Source organism: Chryseobacterium sp. CS3K3.1, from assembly GCF_059515165.1.
The window spans coordinates 62,154-79,664 of the sequence record NZ_JCAKRV010000027.1 but is presented as its reverse complement, the minus strand read 5'-3'; the positions used below and the strand labels follow the sequence as shown (position 1 = coordinate 79,664).

General features: G+C 37.0%; 12 protein-coding genes. 8 read left to right on the top strand and 4 right to left on the bottom strand.

All coding sequences use genetic code 11. The features are described from left to right. Positions 1-336: 336 nt before the first annotated feature. Both AC5YGI_RS20670 and AC5YGI_RS20665 read right to left on the bottom strand, forming a co-directional pair. The gene (locus tag AC5YGI_RS20670; RefSeq protein WP_330744528.1) at positions 337-1,383 is read right to left on the bottom strand and encodes a PA0069 family radical SAM protein; all 1,047 of its coding nucleotides are present in this window, start codon (positions 1,381-1,383) and stop codon (positions 337-339) included. Between the two features lie 122 nt (positions 1,384-1,505). Continuing rightward, on the bottom strand, positions 1,506-1,700 hold the full coding sequence (locus AC5YGI_RS20665) for a hypothetical protein (protein ID WP_047426218.1): 195 nt from the start codon (positions 1,698-1,700) through the stop codon (positions 1,506-1,508). 174 nt (positions 1,701-1,874) lie between these two features. On the opposite strand from AC5YGI_RS20665, the gene AC5YGI_RS20660 reads away from it, so the two are divergent. Next, positions 1,875-2,225 carry a hypothetical protein gene (locus tag AC5YGI_RS20660; protein WP_110011835.1) on the top strand — a complete coding sequence of 117 codons (351 nt, stop codon included), beginning with the start codon at positions 1,875-1,877 and terminating at the stop codon, positions 2,223-2,225. A 111-nt stretch (positions 2,226-2,336) separates the two neighbouring features. Here the strand turns inward: AC5YGI_RS20660 and AC5YGI_RS20655 are convergent, their stop codons facing one another. Then, complete coding sequence (locus AC5YGI_RS20655; RefSeq protein ID WP_330744536.1) at positions 2,337-4,988, bottom strand: DUF748 domain-containing protein; 2,652 nt, start codon at positions 4,986-4,988, stop codon at positions 2,337-2,339. Positions 4,989-5,012: 24 nt separating this feature from the next. Next, positions 5,013-5,819 carry a DUF2797 domain-containing protein gene (locus AC5YGI_RS20650; RefSeq protein WP_330744537.1) on the bottom strand — a complete coding sequence of 269 codons (807 nt, stop codon included), beginning with the start codon at positions 5,817-5,819 and terminating at the stop codon, positions 5,013-5,015. An 88-nt stretch (positions 5,820-5,907) separates the two neighbouring features. Between AC5YGI_RS20650 and AC5YGI_RS20645 the strand changes: the two genes are divergently transcribed. From AC5YGI_RS20645 to AC5YGI_RS20615, 7 genes are all read left to right on the top strand, one after another. Beyond that, positions 5,908-6,936, top strand: coding sequence for a GDP-mannose 4,6-dehydratase (locus tag AC5YGI_RS20645; RefSeq protein ID WP_454510680.1), 1,029 nt, complete (start codon positions 5,908-5,910; stop codon positions 6,934-6,936). 136 nt (positions 6,937-7,072) lie between these two features. Further along, positions 7,073-7,294, top strand: a complete 222-nt coding sequence (locus tag AC5YGI_RS20640; RefSeq protein WP_002662059.1) for a DUF2795 domain-containing protein — start codon at positions 7,073-7,075, stop codon at positions 7,292-7,294. Between the two features lie 122 nt (positions 7,295-7,416). Further along, on the top strand, positions 7,417-10,491 hold the full coding sequence (gene secA, locus AC5YGI_RS20635) for a preprotein translocase subunit SecA (protein WP_343641210.1): 3,075 nt from the start codon (positions 7,417-7,419) through the stop codon (positions 10,489-10,491). Positions 10,492-10,642: 151 nt separating this feature from the next. Further along, complete coding sequence (locus tag AC5YGI_RS20630; protein WP_330744673.1) at positions 10,643-12,823, top strand: TonB-dependent siderophore receptor; 2,181 nt, start codon at positions 10,643-10,645, stop codon at positions 12,821-12,823. 39 nt (positions 12,824-12,862) lie between these two features. Then, positions 12,863-14,065 (top strand): PepSY-associated TM helix domain-containing protein, encoded by a 1,203-nt coding sequence (locus AC5YGI_RS20625; RefSeq protein ID WP_446107222.1) that lies wholly within the window; start codon positions 12,863-12,865, stop codon positions 14,063-14,065. Beyond that, positions 14,065-16,179 carry a TonB-dependent receptor gene (locus AC5YGI_RS20620; RefSeq protein ID WP_496169576.1) on the top strand — a complete coding sequence of 705 codons (2,115 nt, stop codon included), beginning with the start codon at positions 14,065-14,067 and terminating at the stop codon, positions 16,177-16,179. The genes AC5YGI_RS20625 and AC5YGI_RS20620 overlap by 1 nt, the downstream gene beginning before the upstream one ends. Positions 16,180-16,229: 50 nt before the next feature. Further along, on the top strand, positions 16,230-17,441 hold the full coding sequence (locus AC5YGI_RS20615) for a PepSY-associated TM helix domain-containing protein (RefSeq protein ID WP_330744676.1): 1,212 nt from the start codon (positions 16,230-16,232) through the stop codon (positions 17,439-17,441). Positions 17,442-17,511 lie beyond the last annotated feature (70 nt).

Genomic DNA, 17,511 nt, shown 5'->3' with positions numbered 1-17,511 from the left:
CACCTATGTTCCTTTTCTACCTAAAAACCCGAAACTCAATCACCTCAGCCACTGTATCCTCCTACCCCGAAAATCATCATTCATCATTCATCATTTACAGCTCCTCCCCTAGCCCTGATAGTAATGGTTACCCCACAGCTTGCGTCGGAGGGTGGATGGGTTTTAGGTGTGGGGGCCCTTCGGCTTTGCTCAGGCTGACTGCGTGGGAGTGCGAGGGCGCGAGGAGTATGAATGGATAGCAGGAAATAGCTCCTGAGAAAATTGGAGAGTTGGAGTGCTAGAGTCTGAGTAGGTTTGAAGAAATAGCAACAAGTTTATACTATATATAAAATAAGCTTAATCAAACAATCTAAGCTGCTGGTCGCGGGTTCCCGTGAAGTTGGCAGTGGAAAGCTTTGGAAATTCTTTGCCTTCAAAAAACTTCTTTCTGCCGATCTTAAAGGTGGTATGAATCATTTCTGCAATATTTCCCTCTCCTTTTTGTCTTTCAAAATATCTTTTATCTCCAAGTTTTCCACCCCGCATGGATCTGATGAGATTTAAAACTTTTTGTGCCCTGTCAGGAAAATGGGCTTCAATCCAGTTAACAAAAACAGGTTCTACGGTATCATTTAAGCGTACCAAAGTATATCCGAAACCTAAAGCACCGGCATCCGAAATGGCTTTCAATATATTTAAAGGTTCATCACTATTGAGTCCCGGGATAATGGGCGCTACCATAACATGTACGGGAATATTGTTTTGGGAAAGGACTTCGACTGCTTTTAATTTATTTTTTGCAGAACTCGTTCTCGGCTCCATCTTGCGTCTCAATTCTTCGTTGATGGTTGGAATGCTTAGAGAAACTGACACCAGATTTTGTTCTGCCATAGGTTTTAAAATATCAAGATCTCTTAATACCAGGGCATTTTTTGTCAGAATATTGACAGGATGTCTATAATCAAGACATACCTGCAGTAATTTTCTGGTAATTTCAAATTGTCTTTCCGCCGGCTGATAGCAGTCGGTGTTTCCGGACAATAGAATCGGGGCAGCTTTGTATCCTCTTTTCTGAAAAAATTTCTCCAGTAACTCAGGGGCATTCTTCTTTACCATGATTTTTCTTTCAAAATCTACCCCGGCACTATAGCCCCAGTATTCGTGGGTTGGTCTTGCAAAGCAGTAAGAACAGCCATGTTCGCATCCTTGATAAGGGTTCATCGAATATTCCATTGGAAGGTCTTCACTTTTGACCTGATTGACAATGGTTTTAGGAAATACCTCCGTAAAAGAAGTCTTTACGGTTTCGAAATCTTCATCTTCTGGTTCATAGGTATACCTGTCGAAACGATTGACAACGTTTCGCTGAGCTCCCTGACCTTTTATGAAATTTTCGTTTTGCATTCCGGTGTAAAATTAGAATGGAATTTTTATAAAATAATGAGTTTTAACATTAAAGTTTTCCACAAAAAAATCCAACACTTTCAAAAGCGTTGGATTTAAACATAATTAAATATATTTTTTTACTACTTCAGCGCGAATAATTCTACTCCATGAGTTTCATCATCATTATTTTTTTCATCAAAGTGTCTGTGATAATCCGAATAGGAATCACTATATTTTTTATCTTTTTTAGTCAAAATTTTTTTAATGCTTATTAAACTCAATACTGCCAAAAGACCAACTCCTCCTGCCAGTAAAACTCCAACTTCTTTTTTCATATTTTCTCTGATTTATTATTGATACCATTGCAAAAAGCATACCTCTTTTATTTTTTTTAATTATAAATTTTGTTAACATTCAACTTTATTTTTAGGAAAATTACAATCTGCTATTTTTCTTATATTTAGGATAGCAATGGTTTAATTATTGTACTTAAAAATAAAAATATTATTATGGAAAATCCAGAAAACATTGACAGAATGACGACCTTGAGCCAAGTGATGAAAACGCTTTCTGAAAGGGGAATACATAGGGAGTTCAGAATGAACGAAAAATGTGAAATGAAGTTTGAAAATTCTGAGAAAGTGTATCAACCCTCTGAACTGGTCATTTTAAAAACTTATCGCTTCGAGGGAGACAGCAATCCTGATGATAACGCCGTACTTTATGTAGTGAAGGACAATGCAGGAAATCGTGGGATGATTATAGACTCTTATGGTGCAGACAGCAATTATCCAGGTGAAGAATTTGATAAGTTTTTAAGAGATATCCCTATTCAGGAAAGTGATGAATTCAATTTTTAACAACTCAATCACATATTAATTTCTTTAAACCATTAAGGTTGTTTTCAATTAAATATACTGTACAGTGGTTATGACTGGCAGCCAACGGATTTGTCTTAATGGTTTAAAGAATTATTCTTCAGTTTTTTCCTTTTTTCTGAACACATTATTCAGGAAGCCTTTCTTTTCTTTTTTCTCTCCTTCCGCACCGGGAGTTTCTTTTTTATTTTTTATTTCCTGTTTTATTTCTTTTACCGACTGTTTCATATCCTTTACAGAAGAAACTGCTTCTTTGACTTTCTTTTCTGTTTTTTGAACATTTTTACCAATCAGGGTTTTCTTCAATCCCTGCTCTATTCCTCTCCAGAAGAGATTAAAGAAAGACTTTGTGGGGTCACGTTCCACATTTTCTACAGTAACGGCTTCCGGAAAGCGCCCTGAATCCGATCTCAGAAAAACATTGGCAACAGCAGTCAGAAAACCTTTTTTCTCATGATTATTCTTATTTAATACGGCAATTTTTAAGTCTTTATGTTTAAGATTAAAGGTTCCTTGCAATCCAACCGGGTTTCCTTTGAAATTAAAAAGCATTTCCTGAATAGTTCCTGCAGTAGCTGTCACATGAAGATAAGGCCTGATAAAAGGATTGATTCCATTTGCCGGAAGACCGGTTGTTTTTCCGGAAATAGCAAATCTATCATTATTATCTGCAACGTCAAAGTTCCAGTTGACAGAAAGTGGTGACAGATTCATGAAAGAACAATTGATGTTAATATCCACTTTTGTTGGCTTTCCTTTAATTTTAGCTGAATTCAGGTTTTTAACGTTCATATTAAAGTTGCTGAAGGTCAGTTTTCCCGGTCCCATACTTTCGGGAGTATCTTCTTCGTAGACCAGGACAGAGTTTTTCAGATCCAGATTATGAATGGTCATCGGAATCTTAATGGAACGCAGCATTTTAGAATATAATGCTTTTATTTTTGGATCGTCCTTAGGGATTTTACTTCTGAAAATATTGGCATTTGCAGACTCAATGCCTACCTGTGAAGCGTTTATCATTTTATTATGAGAAAACAGATCCCATTCTCCTTCTGCGGTAATTTGTCCGGCTTTTATATCATAGAGATCTCTCTCAACAGGTATCATTTTGATAAACTGCGCTCTTGAAACGAGAGGTTTCATGGCAAAATTGTTAATCTGCACCCTATTTTTATTCAACTTAAGAAGCCCAATGCTCATGTTGTAAAACTGAGTTTTATAAGCGAGGTTTCTGGTGGTGATATAATAATCTTTCACTTTGAAGGACATTCCCGGCTGATTGGGTTTAGGTGATAATTCAATATTATTTACCGTTGCATTAAGATCGTGGAAAGTCAAAGGCTGTTTTCCTTTATCATAAGTAATGTTTGAGTTTTTTAAAGATGTTTTTCTTATAATAAGTGATTTAATAATACCAGGTTCAGGAGATTTATTGGCTGGTTTTTCACCTGCTTTAAAGGTTCCGTTTACATTTTCTACAAGAAGATCTTTAAGATCAACATTAAGTTTTTTATCAACGAATTCCAGTTTATTGATATTAAAAGCAATATGATCTGTTTTTAACACTACTGCTGCTTTTCTCTCTGCAGGATGCCCTGGTGCCAGTACGATGTCCCAGATTTCACCGTTTGCAGGCTTCAGCGCAAGACTTCGTATTGTAATATTCTGAGCATTGGAATATTCAATATTCCTTCCGGCAATGGTAAAATCTTTGTAACCTATCGGAATGATTTGTTCAGAAGTTTCTTTATTAAACATCAGCTGATTGATATTTACACTAAGATTCCCTACTGACAGAAGATTATTTCCATCCGGCTTTGTGATCTTTACTATGGCATTATTCAGCTTTATATTTTTTAAATCAACTTCAAAATTTGATTTTTTTTCAGCTTTCTTAGTCTTTACTCCTGTATTATAGACTGTCAGAACAGGGTTCCGGAATTCTGCATTCGTAAGTGAAACTTTATTTTTGTTTAAAATGACATCTGTAAAATCCATTTTGGGAACTGCAAATTCAAATAATTGAGCCTTTTTAGGATAAAACTTTTTAAACTGAGCAAAAGAGAGCAGCGGAGTCAGTCTGAAATTCTCAACAGCCATCTGCCCGTTACTTGTATTGATACGGCTGATCGTAACCGCATATGTTTCATCTGGACGAAGAAAGAATTTTTGTCCTTTAATGCTGTATTTGTCAAAAACAACGGGTAGTTTATTTTCTACAGATTCTTCCGTCATCTGTAAATTTTCTACATACAGATCCAATTGCTGTACCGATAGAAATTTCTGTTTGGTATGTCTGAAAACAGCAATTTTACCCTTGCTAATCCTGATATTTTCAAATAAAACCGGATTTCTTTTCTTTCCGGTTTTGCGATCAATAGGCTTTGCCAGAATGACATTTAAAACAGGTTTTGCCAGCAACAGATCTGACGAGCTGATTCTTTTATTAAAAACAGCATCATAAATTCCGAAACGGCTTATTTTCAAGGTATCAATAGTTCCCTGCAAACCAATAACGTCTGTATTTTGCGGATTTTTACTGTTGATGGTAATCCCGACTGCGAAGATATTTCCGGTTCCCAGATCGACATCAAGGGTTTTATAGGAAACTTTATAAGCAGTATTCTTTTTTATATACTCCGGAAGCTGGGTTTTGAGCCATATATTTAATCCGAAATTCGCGGCGAGAAGAATTACTGCCAGAATTCCGAAAGTTATCAAAAGCCTTTTAACCCATTTTTTCATATTTTGTGATTTGTTCTTTCTTAATTATATCAATCTGTCTTTTATTTCGAGCTCGATCACATACCCCTCATGTCCTCTTACATTGATAAAGTTCCCACCTTCAAATCCAAGATATTGTCCTTTAATTCCGGTAAGCCTTCCTGTAAACTCAGGTTTTTTATCCAAAGTAAATGAGGAAACTTTTTCCGGTTTTTCAAAAGGATAATCAAACATCCACAGCTCTTCTCCGTCGCTGTAAAATTTCTGGAAATCATCAGGAAAATATTCTTTTATCTTTTGTCGGAAATCGGCAAGGTCTACTTCCCCTTCAAAATCATCCTGCAGCATTTTTCTCCAATTGGTTTTATCTGCCAGATGTTCTTTTAAAGCTACTTCTATCATTCCTGCTTCATAACGGTTTTCCGTTCTTGCGATAGGCAATGCAAAAGTTGCCCCCTGATCAATCCATCTTGTAGGAATCTGTGTATTTCTGGTTACCCCTACTTTTACATCTCCTGTATAAGCCAGATAAACAGTGTGTGGTTGCAGCTGAATTTGCTTTTCTACCTCAAGATCACGCTCTGCAATATCTAAATGTGCTGTAGAAAGTTCCGGGCGGATAATGGTATCGCTTGCATAAGGGCTTTCAAAAAAACAGTTTTTGCAGAAGCCCATTCTGTAAACTGGTTTATTTTCACCACAATTTACACACTGGAATCCTGTATGTTTTATGCTTAACTCCTTTCCAAACAGCTCATTCATGTGGATCAGATCCCCGGAAAGATTGAGGTAGTATTGGATTGGTTTAGCATCATAGCTTGTCATCTTTAAAATTTGCCCTTGAAACTGCATATTATATTTATATTACTTTTTTAAGTAAATTTAATGATTATATTTTTCAAAAGTAAAATTTATATTTTTGTAATCATAAAAAATACAAATGGTTTATCTTGTAACAGGCGGTAGTGGGTTCATCGGTTCCCATTTAGTTGAACGATTATTAAGAAATGGACATTCTGTCATAAACATTGACAATTTTGATAATTTCTATGACTATCAGGTAAAAATTAAAAATACTTTGGAGTCAATCGGTAAAAATTCGGATTTTGAGTTCTCGGATAAAGAGACGGATATTCCGCGTTTGGTTTCCCTCACCCATTCTGACCAATATTCCCTCTATTGGCAGGATATCAGGGACCTAAAAGACCTTGAAAACATCTTTAAGAATCATCATATTGATATGGTGATCCATCTTGCGGCACTTGCCGGTGTTCGCCCTTCTATTGAACGTCCACTGGAGTATGAAGAAGTGAATGTACGGGGTACTATGAATCTTTGGGAAATGTGTAAGGATTTCCATATTAAAAAATTCATCTGTGCGTCTTCATCAAGTGTTTACGGAAACAATGAAAAAATTCCCTTTACGGAAACAGATAATGTAGACAATCCTATCTCTCCTTATGCTGCTACCAAGAAGAGCGGAGAAATTATAGGACATGTTTACCATAATCTATACCATATAGATATGATCCAACTCAGGTTTTTTACAGTATATGGACCAAGACAGAGACCTGACCTAGCTATACACAAGTTTACAAAGCTTATTTCGGAAAATCAGGAAATCCCTTTCTATGGTGACGGAAATACGGCCAGAGACTATACTTATGTAGATGATATCATTGACGGAATTACCAAATCTATTCTTTATCTGGAAAACAATTCAGGAATTTATGAAATTGTGAATCTGGGTGAAAACCAGGTAATCACTTTGTCTGAAATGGTGGCTACTATTGAAAAGGCATTGGGAAAATCTGCCATCAAAAAAATTCTGCCAATGCAGCCGGGAGATGTCACAAAAACGAATGCCGATATTACAAAAGCAAAGGATTTAATAGGGTATAATCCGGCCACAGACTTCCAAAATGGCATAAAAAAATTTGTGGAATGGTTTTTGAGAAAACGACAATAAGTAAATTGCTGACACAGCTGCCAGCCAGTTTGTGACAACCATTTATAAGAAAAAATTATAAAAAGAATTGAAAATCAAGTATAAAAAAGTTTATTATACAACCTATTTTTATACTTTTGCAAAAAATTAGAAAATTATGTACTGGACATTAGAATTAGCTTCATATCTAAGTGACGCACCTTGGCCAATGACAAAAGCAGAGCTTATTGACTACGCAATCAGAACTGGTGCACCAATGGAAGTAGTAGAAAACCTTCAGGCTATTGAGGACGAAGGAGAAATTTATGAATCTATCGAAGAAGTATGGAGTGACTATCCTACTGACGAGGATTTCCTTTGGAACGAGGACGAATATTAATAAAGCGATAAGCTTTAGGCTGCGTGCTTAGAGCTTTTTTGCCCTTTTTATATATAATTTACACGATAAGTGTTATTTAAAACGCTTAAAGCATTTTGCATTAAGCATAAAGCAAAAAATTTATGAGTTTTTTAAACAAAGTTCTTAAAGGGTTTTTGGGAGACAAAAAAGCGCAGGACCTAAAAGAAGTAAAAAAAGTTGTAACAAAAATCAGAGCAGTAGAACCTAATATCCAACAATTGTCGGATGATGGGTTGAGACAAAAGACGGCTGAGTTTAAAGAGAATATAAAATCTGCAACCAGCAAGATCACCGCTCAAATAGAACAGATAAAAGAGCAGATAAAAAATTCAACCAACGTTGATGAGAAAGAAGCTCTTTTCTCAAAAATTGAGTCTTTAAAGAAAGAATCTTACGAAATTGAAGAAAAAGTTCTGGTTCAGATTCTTCCCGAAGCTTTTGCATTGATCAAAGAAACGGCAAGAAGATGGGCTCAGAATGGAGAAATCCGTGTAACGGCTAGTGACTGGGACAGAGAACTGGCTGCTGCAGGGAAAGATTTCGTTAGTATTGAGGGAGACACAGCTGTTTGGAAAAACTCATGGGACGCTGCCGGAACTCCTGTAGTTTGGGATATGGTCCACTATGATGTTCAGTTTATCGGAGGGATTATTCTTCACAGTGGTAAAATTGCCGAAATGGCAACCGGTGAAGGTAAAACTTTGGTAGGAACATTACCTATTTATTTAAATTCACTTCCTGAAAGAGGGGTACACGTTGTAACCGTGAACGATTATCTTGCAAAAAGAGACTCGGCATGGATGGGTCCTCTTTATCAGTTCCACGGAATGTCTATCGATTGTATCGATAACCACCAGCCGAACTCTGATGGAAGAAGAAAAGCATACAACTCGGATATTACCTATGGAACGAATAACGAATTCGGTTTCGATTATCTGAGAGACAACATGGTGACATCACCTTCAGAACTGGTACAAAGAGAACTGAACTTTGCTATCGTGGATGAGGTGGACTCTGTATTGGTAGATGATGCCAGAACACCATTGATCATTTCAGGTCCGGTTCCTCAGGGAGACAGACAGGAGTTTGATGTTCTTAAGCCTTCTATCGACAGAATTGTTGAAGTACAAAAGAAAACCGTTTCTGCTATTTTCAATGAAGCAAAGAAATTAATCGCTGCAGGAAATACAAAAGAGGGAGGATTCAAATTACTTCAGGCATACAGAGGTCTTCCAAAAAACAGACAATTAATCAAATTTTTATCGGAAAGCGGAAACAGAGCATTGCTTCAGAAAGTTGAAGCGCAATACATGCAGGACAACAACCGTGATATGCCGATTGTAGATAAAGATCTTTACTTCGTAATCGAGGAGAAAAACAATCAGGTAGACCTTACAGACAAAGGTGTTGAATACATGTCTCAAGGAAACTCTGATCCTAACTTCTTCGTACTTCCGGATATCGGAACTGAGATTGCTGAAGTAGAAGCTAAAAATCTTTCCAAAGAAGAAGAGTTCGAAGCTAAAGAAAAACTTTTCGCTGAATTTGCTGAAAAATCTGAGCGTGTTCACACCATGAGCCAGCTATTGAAAGCTTACACATTATTTGAAAAAGATGATGAGTATGTGGTGATTGATGGTGAAGTAAAAATCGTTGATGAGCAGACAGGCCGTATCATGGAGGGACGTCGTTATTCAGACGGTCTTCACCAGGCTATTGAAGCGAAAGAGAATGTAAAAATTGAGGCAGCTACTCAAACTTTTGCAACCATCACGCTTCAGAACTATTTCCGTATGTACAACAAGCTTGCGGGGATGACAGGTACTGCTGAAACCGAAGCTGGAGAGCTTTGGGAAATCTATAAATTAGACGTTGTGGTAATTCCTACCAACCGTCCTATTTTAAGACATGACAAACAAGACCTGGTTTTCAAAACGAATAGAGAGAAATATAATGCTGTCATCGAAGAAATTGAAAAATTAACAGCACAGAAAAGACCTGTACTTGTAGGTACTACTTCTGTTGAAATTTCTCAATTACTATCAAAAGCACTTCAATTAAGAAAGATCCCACACCAGGTATTGAACGCGAAGCTTCACAAAAAAGAAGCGGAAATTGTAGCTGGAGCAGGACAGCCGGGAGTTGTAACCATTGCAACCAACATGGCAGGTCGTGGTACGGATATCAAGCTTTCTAAGGAAGTAAAAGATGCAGGAGGTTTAGCGATTATCGGTACGGAAAGACACGATTCAAGACGTGTTGACAGACAGTTGAGAGGTAGAGCGGGACGTCAGGGAGATCCGGGAAGTTCTCAGTTCTATGTGTCTCTTGAGGATAACTTAATGCGTTTGTTCGGTTCTGAAAGAATTGCTAAAATGATGGACAGAATGGGTCACAAAGAGGGAGAAGTAATTCAGCACTCTATGATCAGCAAGTCTATTGAAAGAGCTCAGAAGAAAGTAGAAGAAAATAACTTCGGAACAAGAAAAAGACTTCTTGAGTATGATGACGTAATGAATAAACAGCGTGACGTAATCTACAAGAGAAGAAAGAACGCTCTTTTCGGAGACCACTTGAAGTATGACATCACCAATATGATTTTTGATGTAGCTAATTCTATCGTTGCGAAAGGAAAAGCTTCAGGAAATTATAAAGATTTTGAATATGAAATCATTAAAACATTTACGATGGAATCTCCGGTTTCACAAAATGATTTTAATAATAAAAATGTTCAGGATCTAACGAATATCTTATTCAAAGCAGCTCAGGAAGACTATAGAATGAAGCTGAACTTGTTGAAAGAAAAATCATTCCCTATCATTGAGAATGTGTACCAAAATCAGGGTTCAATGTTCAAAATGATCCAGGTTCCTTTCACAGACGGACACAAAACAATGACTATTGTAGCTGATCTTAAAGAAGCATATGATACTCAGTGTGAAAGTTTAGTGAATGATTTTGAAAAGAATATCACTTTATCGATTATCGATGAAAACTGGAAGCTTCACCTTCGTGAAATGGACGACTTAAGAAGATCATCACAGGGAGCTGTTTACGAGCAGAAAGATCCACTGGTAATCTATAAGCAGGAATCTTTCCACTTATTCAGTGAAATGATCGATAAATTAAACAAAGAAATTATTTCTTTCTTATACAAAGGAGAAATTCCAGCTTAAGAAAAACATAACAATATTACCGAAAAACCGCTCTGGCATTGGCCATAGCGGTTTTTTGTTATTCAGTATATAATAATTTTATGATAAATATCAATTCAATTATTTATTTAGAACAGTTAAAAATAATATATTTGCAGAAAATTTGACTTTCATGAAAAATGTACTGATCTGTGCTTCAATGTTAGGCTCTATGCTAACTTTTGCTCAGAAAAAGGATTCTGCCAACACTAACAATATTGATGAAGTAATTATTAATACCTATGTCAAAAAAGATAGTGACTATTCTAACAAAATGCCTTTAAAAGCAATTGAAGATCCGCAGGTTTTTTCCTCGATTAACAGATCAGTCCTAGAAAACCAGACAATTTTTACAGTGGATGATGCTTACAGAAATGTTACGGGAATCCAAAAAATGTGGACAGCAACAAGCAGAGCCGGAGATGGAGGTTCTTTTGTTGTTTTAAGAGGTTTTCCCTCCAACAATTCAATGAGAAACGGCTTAGTATCACCGGTTACAACTACCATTGATGCCATTAATATTGAAAGATTGGAGGTTTTAAAAGGTCCTTCTGGAACATTATATGGAAGCAACGTTGCTTCTTATGGTGGTTTAATTAACAGAATTACTAAAAAACCATATGAAAAATTCGAAGGACAGGTAAGTCTTTTTGGAGGGAGTTACAATACTTACAGAGCACAAGCCGACATCAATGCTCCACTGACAAAAGATAATAAACTGCTTTTCAGAATCAATACAGCTTATACAAACGAAGGAACATTTCAGAAAACGGATGCTAAAAATACTTATTTTGCCTTTGCTCCATCTTTAACTTATAATGTAAATGATAAACTTCAGTTCAATGTTGAATATGAAATGTTCAACACCAGAGCGGTTGGTGAACCCTTCTTCTTTTACCTAACACCAGGTAATCTTGGAGGAATTGACAATATGAAAGACCTTGAAAAGAAAGGACTTAATTACAAAGAATCTTATATTGGAAATGATCTTTATACCACAGCAAGAGTAAATAATATCTTCGGTCAGGTAAATTATAAGATCAACGAGCATATTAAATCATCTACCAACATCAACTCTTCGAGCAGTTACTCAGATGGTTTCGGACCTTATTTCGCTGCAAGAGTAGATGCCAGCAATAATCTTCTTGTGGACAGAAATGACCAGGCGACCAGAGATAGTAGAAAATCATATTTCCAGATACAGCAGAATTTTAACTTTGACTTCACTTTCGGGAATGGAATGAGAAACAGAACCGTAGCTGGTTTTGATTATCTGAAAACAAAAGACAGATCAAGATATATTTATTTAGCGAGCGGAAATTTTGATAGTGTACCGGCTAATGGTGGTGATTATTCTGGTTTTAACGGAACTACATTAGGTGACTTATATAATGACCCCAACAAAGTTGGGCATTTTGATAGTGATGGAGATCTTAATACTTACAGTGGATATATTTCCAACGTTTTTACTCCACTTTCAGGATTAAACATTGTATTGGGGCTTAGATATGAAAACAATAATGCAGAGGAAGGTAAATATTTTATGTCCACCGTAGACCCTTATAATCAATCTGCATGGTCTCCTAAGGCTGGTGTAGTTTACCAGATTATTAAAGACAAATTTTCGATTTTTGGAAATTATCAGAACAGTTTTAAAAGCAACGGATATTTTACCACCGATCTTGCAGGAAGTATAGCCCTTTCGGATCCGGAAAGAGCGAATCAGTTTGAAGGAGGTTTCAAAGCTAATCTGATCAATGGAAAAATTAATGCTTCCGTAAGTTATTATGATATCAGAGTAAAAAATATGCTGGTAGCTACCGGACAATATACCGGGGCAGGTAAATCAGTACAAACTCAGGCAGGTGAAATTCAAAGTAAGGGTGTTGAATTGGAAGTAAATGCATATTTAATTAAGGGATTCTCTTTAATAGGTGGTGTTTCCTATAATGATACTACGGATATGGCTACAGGCTTAAGACCTGCTACAGCAGGTTCTCCATGGCTGGCTAATTTTAACGCAAGTTACCAGTTTCTGGATGGAAATTTAAAAGGGCTTGGTTTCGGAGTAGGAGGAAATTTTGCTAATGCCAACAAGATATTTAATCAATTAGATCCTGCAACCAGCAGAGTATCTACTTTCACTCTTCCTAAGTATTTTGTAATGAATGCCAATGCGTTTTACGACGCCAGAAAATTCAGAGTTGGAGTAAAAGTTGACAACTTTACCAGTCAGCATTACTGGATTGGATATACAACAGCGAATCCACAGAAGTTAATCAATGTGCTGGGATCTGTTACTTACAAATTTTAAAAATCAAAGGTTAGCCCCTCATGGGGTTAACTTTTTGCTATGAGAAAAAAGCATCACCATAAAAAGAAAGTGTCTCCTGCAAAAAAATGGTCTGCCAAGCTGCATTTGTGGCTGGGTTTATCCGTTGGAATCATTGTATTTATAGTCTCTCTTTCAGGGACTTTATATGTTTTTAAGGATGAAATACAGAATAGCTTACGCAAGGAAGCCATTTACCTGAAAAAAGACGATATAGGAAAAAAGCCATTGTCTATTCATCTGCTTCGTGAAAAAGTTACGCTGGAACTTAATGAAAAATATCCCGTAAGTGCTGTAGAAATTCCTTTAGACAAAACAAAATCCTATCAGTTTGAATACTATGACAAAAGCAAAAAAGGATGGAATTATTTTCAGCAGGTACACATCAACAAACTAGTCTATGTGAATCAGTACACCGGGCAAATTCTGGCAGTTTATGATGAAAAGTATGATGTGTTCAATATTCTCAAATATATCCACTGGGGACTTCTGCTTAATTCAGAATGGGGACCGTATACTGTAGGAATCCCAACTGTTATTTTCGTCATTATGCTGATTACAGGAATCATTTTATGGTGGCCTAAAAACAAAAATGCAAGAAAAGGACGTTTTTGGTTCAATTGGGAAAATGTAAAAAACTGGAAGCGTAAAAATTATGATCTTCATAATGTACTTGGATTTTATGCATCATTTATTGCGCTGCTTCTGAGTGTTACCGGACTTTATTTTGCCTATCCCTATGTAAAAAACACTTTTACTTTTGCATTGTCCGGTTCATGGGAACTGCCAAAGGAGAAAGAAAGAAAATCCCCGGACTCTCTGATGGCAAAGAATGAAGCTGTTTTTGATCTGGCTGCGGCACAGACTGAAAAATTATATACAAAATCATCCAGCTTCAGAATGACTTTGAACGGAAAGAATAAAAAAGGAAAAGAACTGAAAAATCTCCCGGTAACGGTTTACGGAATGGATGGAAGATACAGTGAAAGAAACATCCTGACATTCGACAAATACTCCGGAAAACTACTCGCCAATAAACCTCATCACAATCTCAATACTGCCGAGAAATATTCCAACGCCAATTATGACATCCATACCGGTTCCTACTTCGGAATCATTGGAAAAGTGATCTGGTTTATAGCCGGCCTCACATGTACATCGCTCCCTGTAACCGGATTTCTGGTCTGGTGGGGAAAAAGAAAGAAAAAAGGAAAGAAAATATAATGAAAAAAGTGCTTTTATCAGCTGCCTGCTTAGGAACTGCCACTGTTTTTGCTCAGGTAAAAGATAGTTTACAAACTAAAAATGTAGACGAGGTTGTCATGACTGCTTCCAGAAAAAAGGAAAGTATCAAAGAAGTTCCAAGCTCCATAACGGTGGTAGGAGAGAAACAAATTCAGTCTCAGCTGACCGTTAACTCAGATATCACAAGCATCCTGCAGTATACCGTTCCCAGTTTAGGAACCAATTCAGGGCAGACATCCAATACAGGACAGACATTAAGAGGACGCCAGGTTCTGGTTTTGATTGATGGAATTCCACAGTCTACCCCACTTCGTAACGGAGCAAGAGATTTAAGAACCATTGACCCTTCAGCCATTGAAAGAATTGAAGTAATCAAAGGGGCTTCTTCCATTTATGGTAACGGAGCAGACGGAGGGATCATCAATTATATTACAAAAAGAAGCAAAACAGATAAAAAAATCTCCGGAATTTCACAGGTGGGGCTTACAGGGCAGCCTTATGGAGGCACTTTAGGAGTAAGAGCCAGTCAGCTTTTATCAGGAAAGATCAACAAATTTGATTATACCCTTTCATTAGCTTACGAAAGAACAGGATATACAAAAGACGGTGATGGTGTTTTAATAAGCCCTACCTACAGTATTGCGAAGATGGACAATTACAACGGACTGTTGAAGATAGGTTATGACATCAACGAAAATCAGAGAATTGAAGCTTCTTATATTGGTTATTCTTCAAGATCAGACCTGAATGTAGGATTAAAAACAGGAAAATACGGCATCAAGCCAACGATTGGTGAAGGAATTGGGAAAGGTTTGGAAACAACTCCCCAGGGAACTCCGAAAAACCACAACATAAGAGTAAGCTACGACAATAAGAACCTGTTTGCAGGAACATCTTTGAATATCAACCTTTATTATCAGGATTTTAAAACCGTTTACGGCTACAGCGACACCTTTTTCAACGGCGGGCAGTCGAATGTAATCTCAAAAAAAGCAGGAGCAAGATTCAATTTTGATACCCAGCTTTGGAATTCAGCGAACTCTCAGGCGGAAATCATCTACGGAGCCGATATTCTGAATGATGAAACCGTTCAAAAGCTGGAAGACGGACGTTTCTGGACTCCCAATATGAATATGACCAATATTGCGCCTTTCGTACTGGCAAAAATTGATCTGTTTAAAAAAATTACGATCAAAGGAGGACTTCGCTACGAGAACATCAAAGTAAATGTTGATGACTTCAATACCCTTTCTACCCTTAAAAGTGACGGAACTTTCACGAAAAGTATTCCGGTTGCAGGTGGAAAACTGAGCTACAATGCACTGGTAGGAAATATTGGTATCCGCTATAATATTGAGCCTTATATCAACCTCTTTGGTAGCTTCTCTCAGGCCTACTCTATCAATGAGTTAGGAAGAATTTTAAGAACCTCAACTTCTGAAACGATCAAAAATCTGGAAACGAAACCTATCATCGTTAATAATTACGAATTGGGAGCAACAGGACAGCTTTCCAGTTGGTTGAATTATGAATTAACTTCTTATGTAAGCACATCGAAACTGGGAGCATCATTCGTACAAAGTCCGGACAGAGCATTAATGATTCAGCGATCTCCTGAAATCGTGTACGGAGTGGAAGGATTCTTACACTTTACTCCGGTAAAATGGATTCAGTTTGGCGGAAGCTACAGCTGGATGGAAGGAATTACTTCTGTAAAAGACGACGGCGATTATTCAACAAAAATCAACAACAGTAGAATTTCTGCCCCTAAAGTATTGGCATATGTTCAGGCCAGACCTATCCCTACTCTATCAGTTGGGCTTGATATGCTTCACTCTTTCCAGCAAAACAGATTTGAACCTAATGCCAAGACAGGATTGTATGCTTATGGTGAAGGATATGTACCTGAGTATACTGTTTTCAATTTCAAATCCAGTTATGAGGTTAACAACAACTGGAGAGTATCATTAGGTATTGAAAACATTTTCAACAAACTGTACCAGCCTGCCATTTCATGGTGGACAGCAAGAGACAGTGATTTTACCAATGCTCTTGGACTGAGAGGAACATTCATGGTTGAATATAGATTTTAATTAAACTAAATAAAAAGTAAAGCATATATTTGCTTTACTTTTATTGTTATATGAAGAAAAAACATCATCATAAAAAGAAGCCGGGGTTCATTAAGAAATGGTCTGCCAAACTGCATCTGTGGTTCGGATTGGGAATAGGGTTCCTGATCTTTATTATCTCTATTACCGGAGCATTGTACGTTTTTAAGGATGAAGTGGAAAATATCACCCGAAAAGATGTCATCTACCATCACGAGCAAAATATAGAGCAGAAACAGGTCCTTCCCATCAGAGTAATGGAAAAGGCTGTTGCGGAACAGGTAAAAGAGAAGTATCCTATCCACTGGGTAAATGTTCCTATTGATAAAAAAATGTCCTATATGTTCTTCTGGTATGAACATAATACGAATGCCTGGAACTATTTTGATGAATTTCCCATTTATAAACAGGCTTATGTAAACCCGTACACCGGAAAAGTACTGAGAGTCTATGATGAGAAAAACGGATTCTTCAATATTGTAAAAATGATCCACTGGAGCTACCTCTTGAAACAGGACTGGGGAACTTATGTAGTGGGAATTCCTGTTATTATTTTTATTATCATGCTGATCTCCGGGATCATTCTATGGTGGCCCAAGAACAAAGCAGCCAGAAAACAGCGTTTTGCCTTCAAATGGAAAAACATTAAAAGCTGGAAGCGAAAAAACTACGACCTTCATAATGTACTGGGATTTTACGCATCAATCTTTGCTCTGATCTTTTCCATCACTGGACTTTTCTATGCATTCTTTGTGGTGCAGGCGATGATCTATGTGATATTTTCCGGTGGAGAAACAAAATATCCCGACTTCTCACATATTAAAACAAAGGCACCTATAGAATTGAGAACAGAAGGAACACTGGATAAAATCATCAATACAGTACAGACAAAATATCCTGAATCTTATGGTTTCGCCATCGATTTAGGACATCCGCATATGGATGACCACGAGCACCCCAACTTTGAGGTCTACGTAAAGCATCTTTCTTATTCATATCATAAAAGCAGCAGCTTAATCTTTGATGAAAACTCAGGGGAATTGCTGCACACTCATGACCCGAAAGACAAAAACTTCGGAGAAAAGGTTGTGAACGCCAATTATGATATTCACGTAGGTGCTATTCTGGGACTTCCTACCAAGATCATTGCATTTATTGTAAGCATCATTTGTGCCTCGCTTCCGGTTACCGGATTTATGATTTGGTGGGGCAGAAAAAAGAAAAAAACAGTAAAAACGGTTTAACATATTAAATAAAACCCTATTAATAATCCATTAATACAATCTTTTTTATAATTTTAGCGCCTAGAATTTA

Bases quoted from the DNA above. Each gene is read 5' to 3' on its own strand.
- AC5YGI_RS20630 (WP_330744673.1), top strand. From the start codon at position 10,643: ATGAAAAATGTACTGATCTGTGCTTCAATGTTAGGCTCTATGCTAACT.
- AC5YGI_RS20670 (WP_330744528.1), bottom strand. From the start codon at position 1,383: ATGCAAAACGAAAATTTCATAAAAGGTCAGGGAGCTCAGCGAAACGTT.
- AC5YGI_RS20655 (WP_330744536.1), bottom strand. From the start codon at position 4,988: ATGAAAAAATGGGTTAAAAGGCTTTTGATAACTTTCGGAATTCTGGCA.
- AC5YGI_RS20615 (WP_330744676.1), top strand. From the start codon at position 16,230: ATGAAGAAAAAACATCATCATAAAAAGAAGCCGGGGTTCATTAAGAAA.
- AC5YGI_RS20665 (WP_047426218.1), bottom strand. From the start codon at position 1,700: ATGAAAAAAGAAGTTGGAGTTTTACTGGCAGGAGGAGTTGGTCTTTTG.
- AC5YGI_RS20645 (WP_454510680.1), top strand. From the start codon at position 5,908: ATGGTTTATCTTGTAACAGGCGGTAGTGGGTTCATCGGTTCCCATTTA.
- AC5YGI_RS20620 (WP_496169576.1), top strand. From the start codon at position 14,065: ATGAAAAAAGTGCTTTTATCAGCTGCCTGCTTAGGAACTGCCACTGTT.
- AC5YGI_RS20625 (WP_446107222.1), top strand. From the start codon at position 12,863: ATGAGAAAAAAGCATCACCATAAAAAGAAAGTGTCTCCTGCAAAAAAA.
- secA (WP_343641210.1), top strand. From the start codon at position 7,417: ATGAGTTTTTTAAACAAAGTTCTTAAAGGGTTTTTGGGAGACAAAAAA.
- AC5YGI_RS20650 (WP_330744537.1), bottom strand. From the start codon at position 5,819: ATGCAGTTTCAAGGGCAAATTTTAAAGATGACAAGCTATGATGCTAAA.
- AC5YGI_RS20640 (WP_002662059.1), top strand. From the start codon at position 7,073: ATGTACTGGACATTAGAATTAGCTTCATATCTAAGTGACGCACCTTGG.
- AC5YGI_RS20660 (WP_110011835.1), top strand. From the start codon at position 1,875: ATGGAAAATCCAGAAAACATTGACAGAATGACGACCTTGAGCCAAGTG.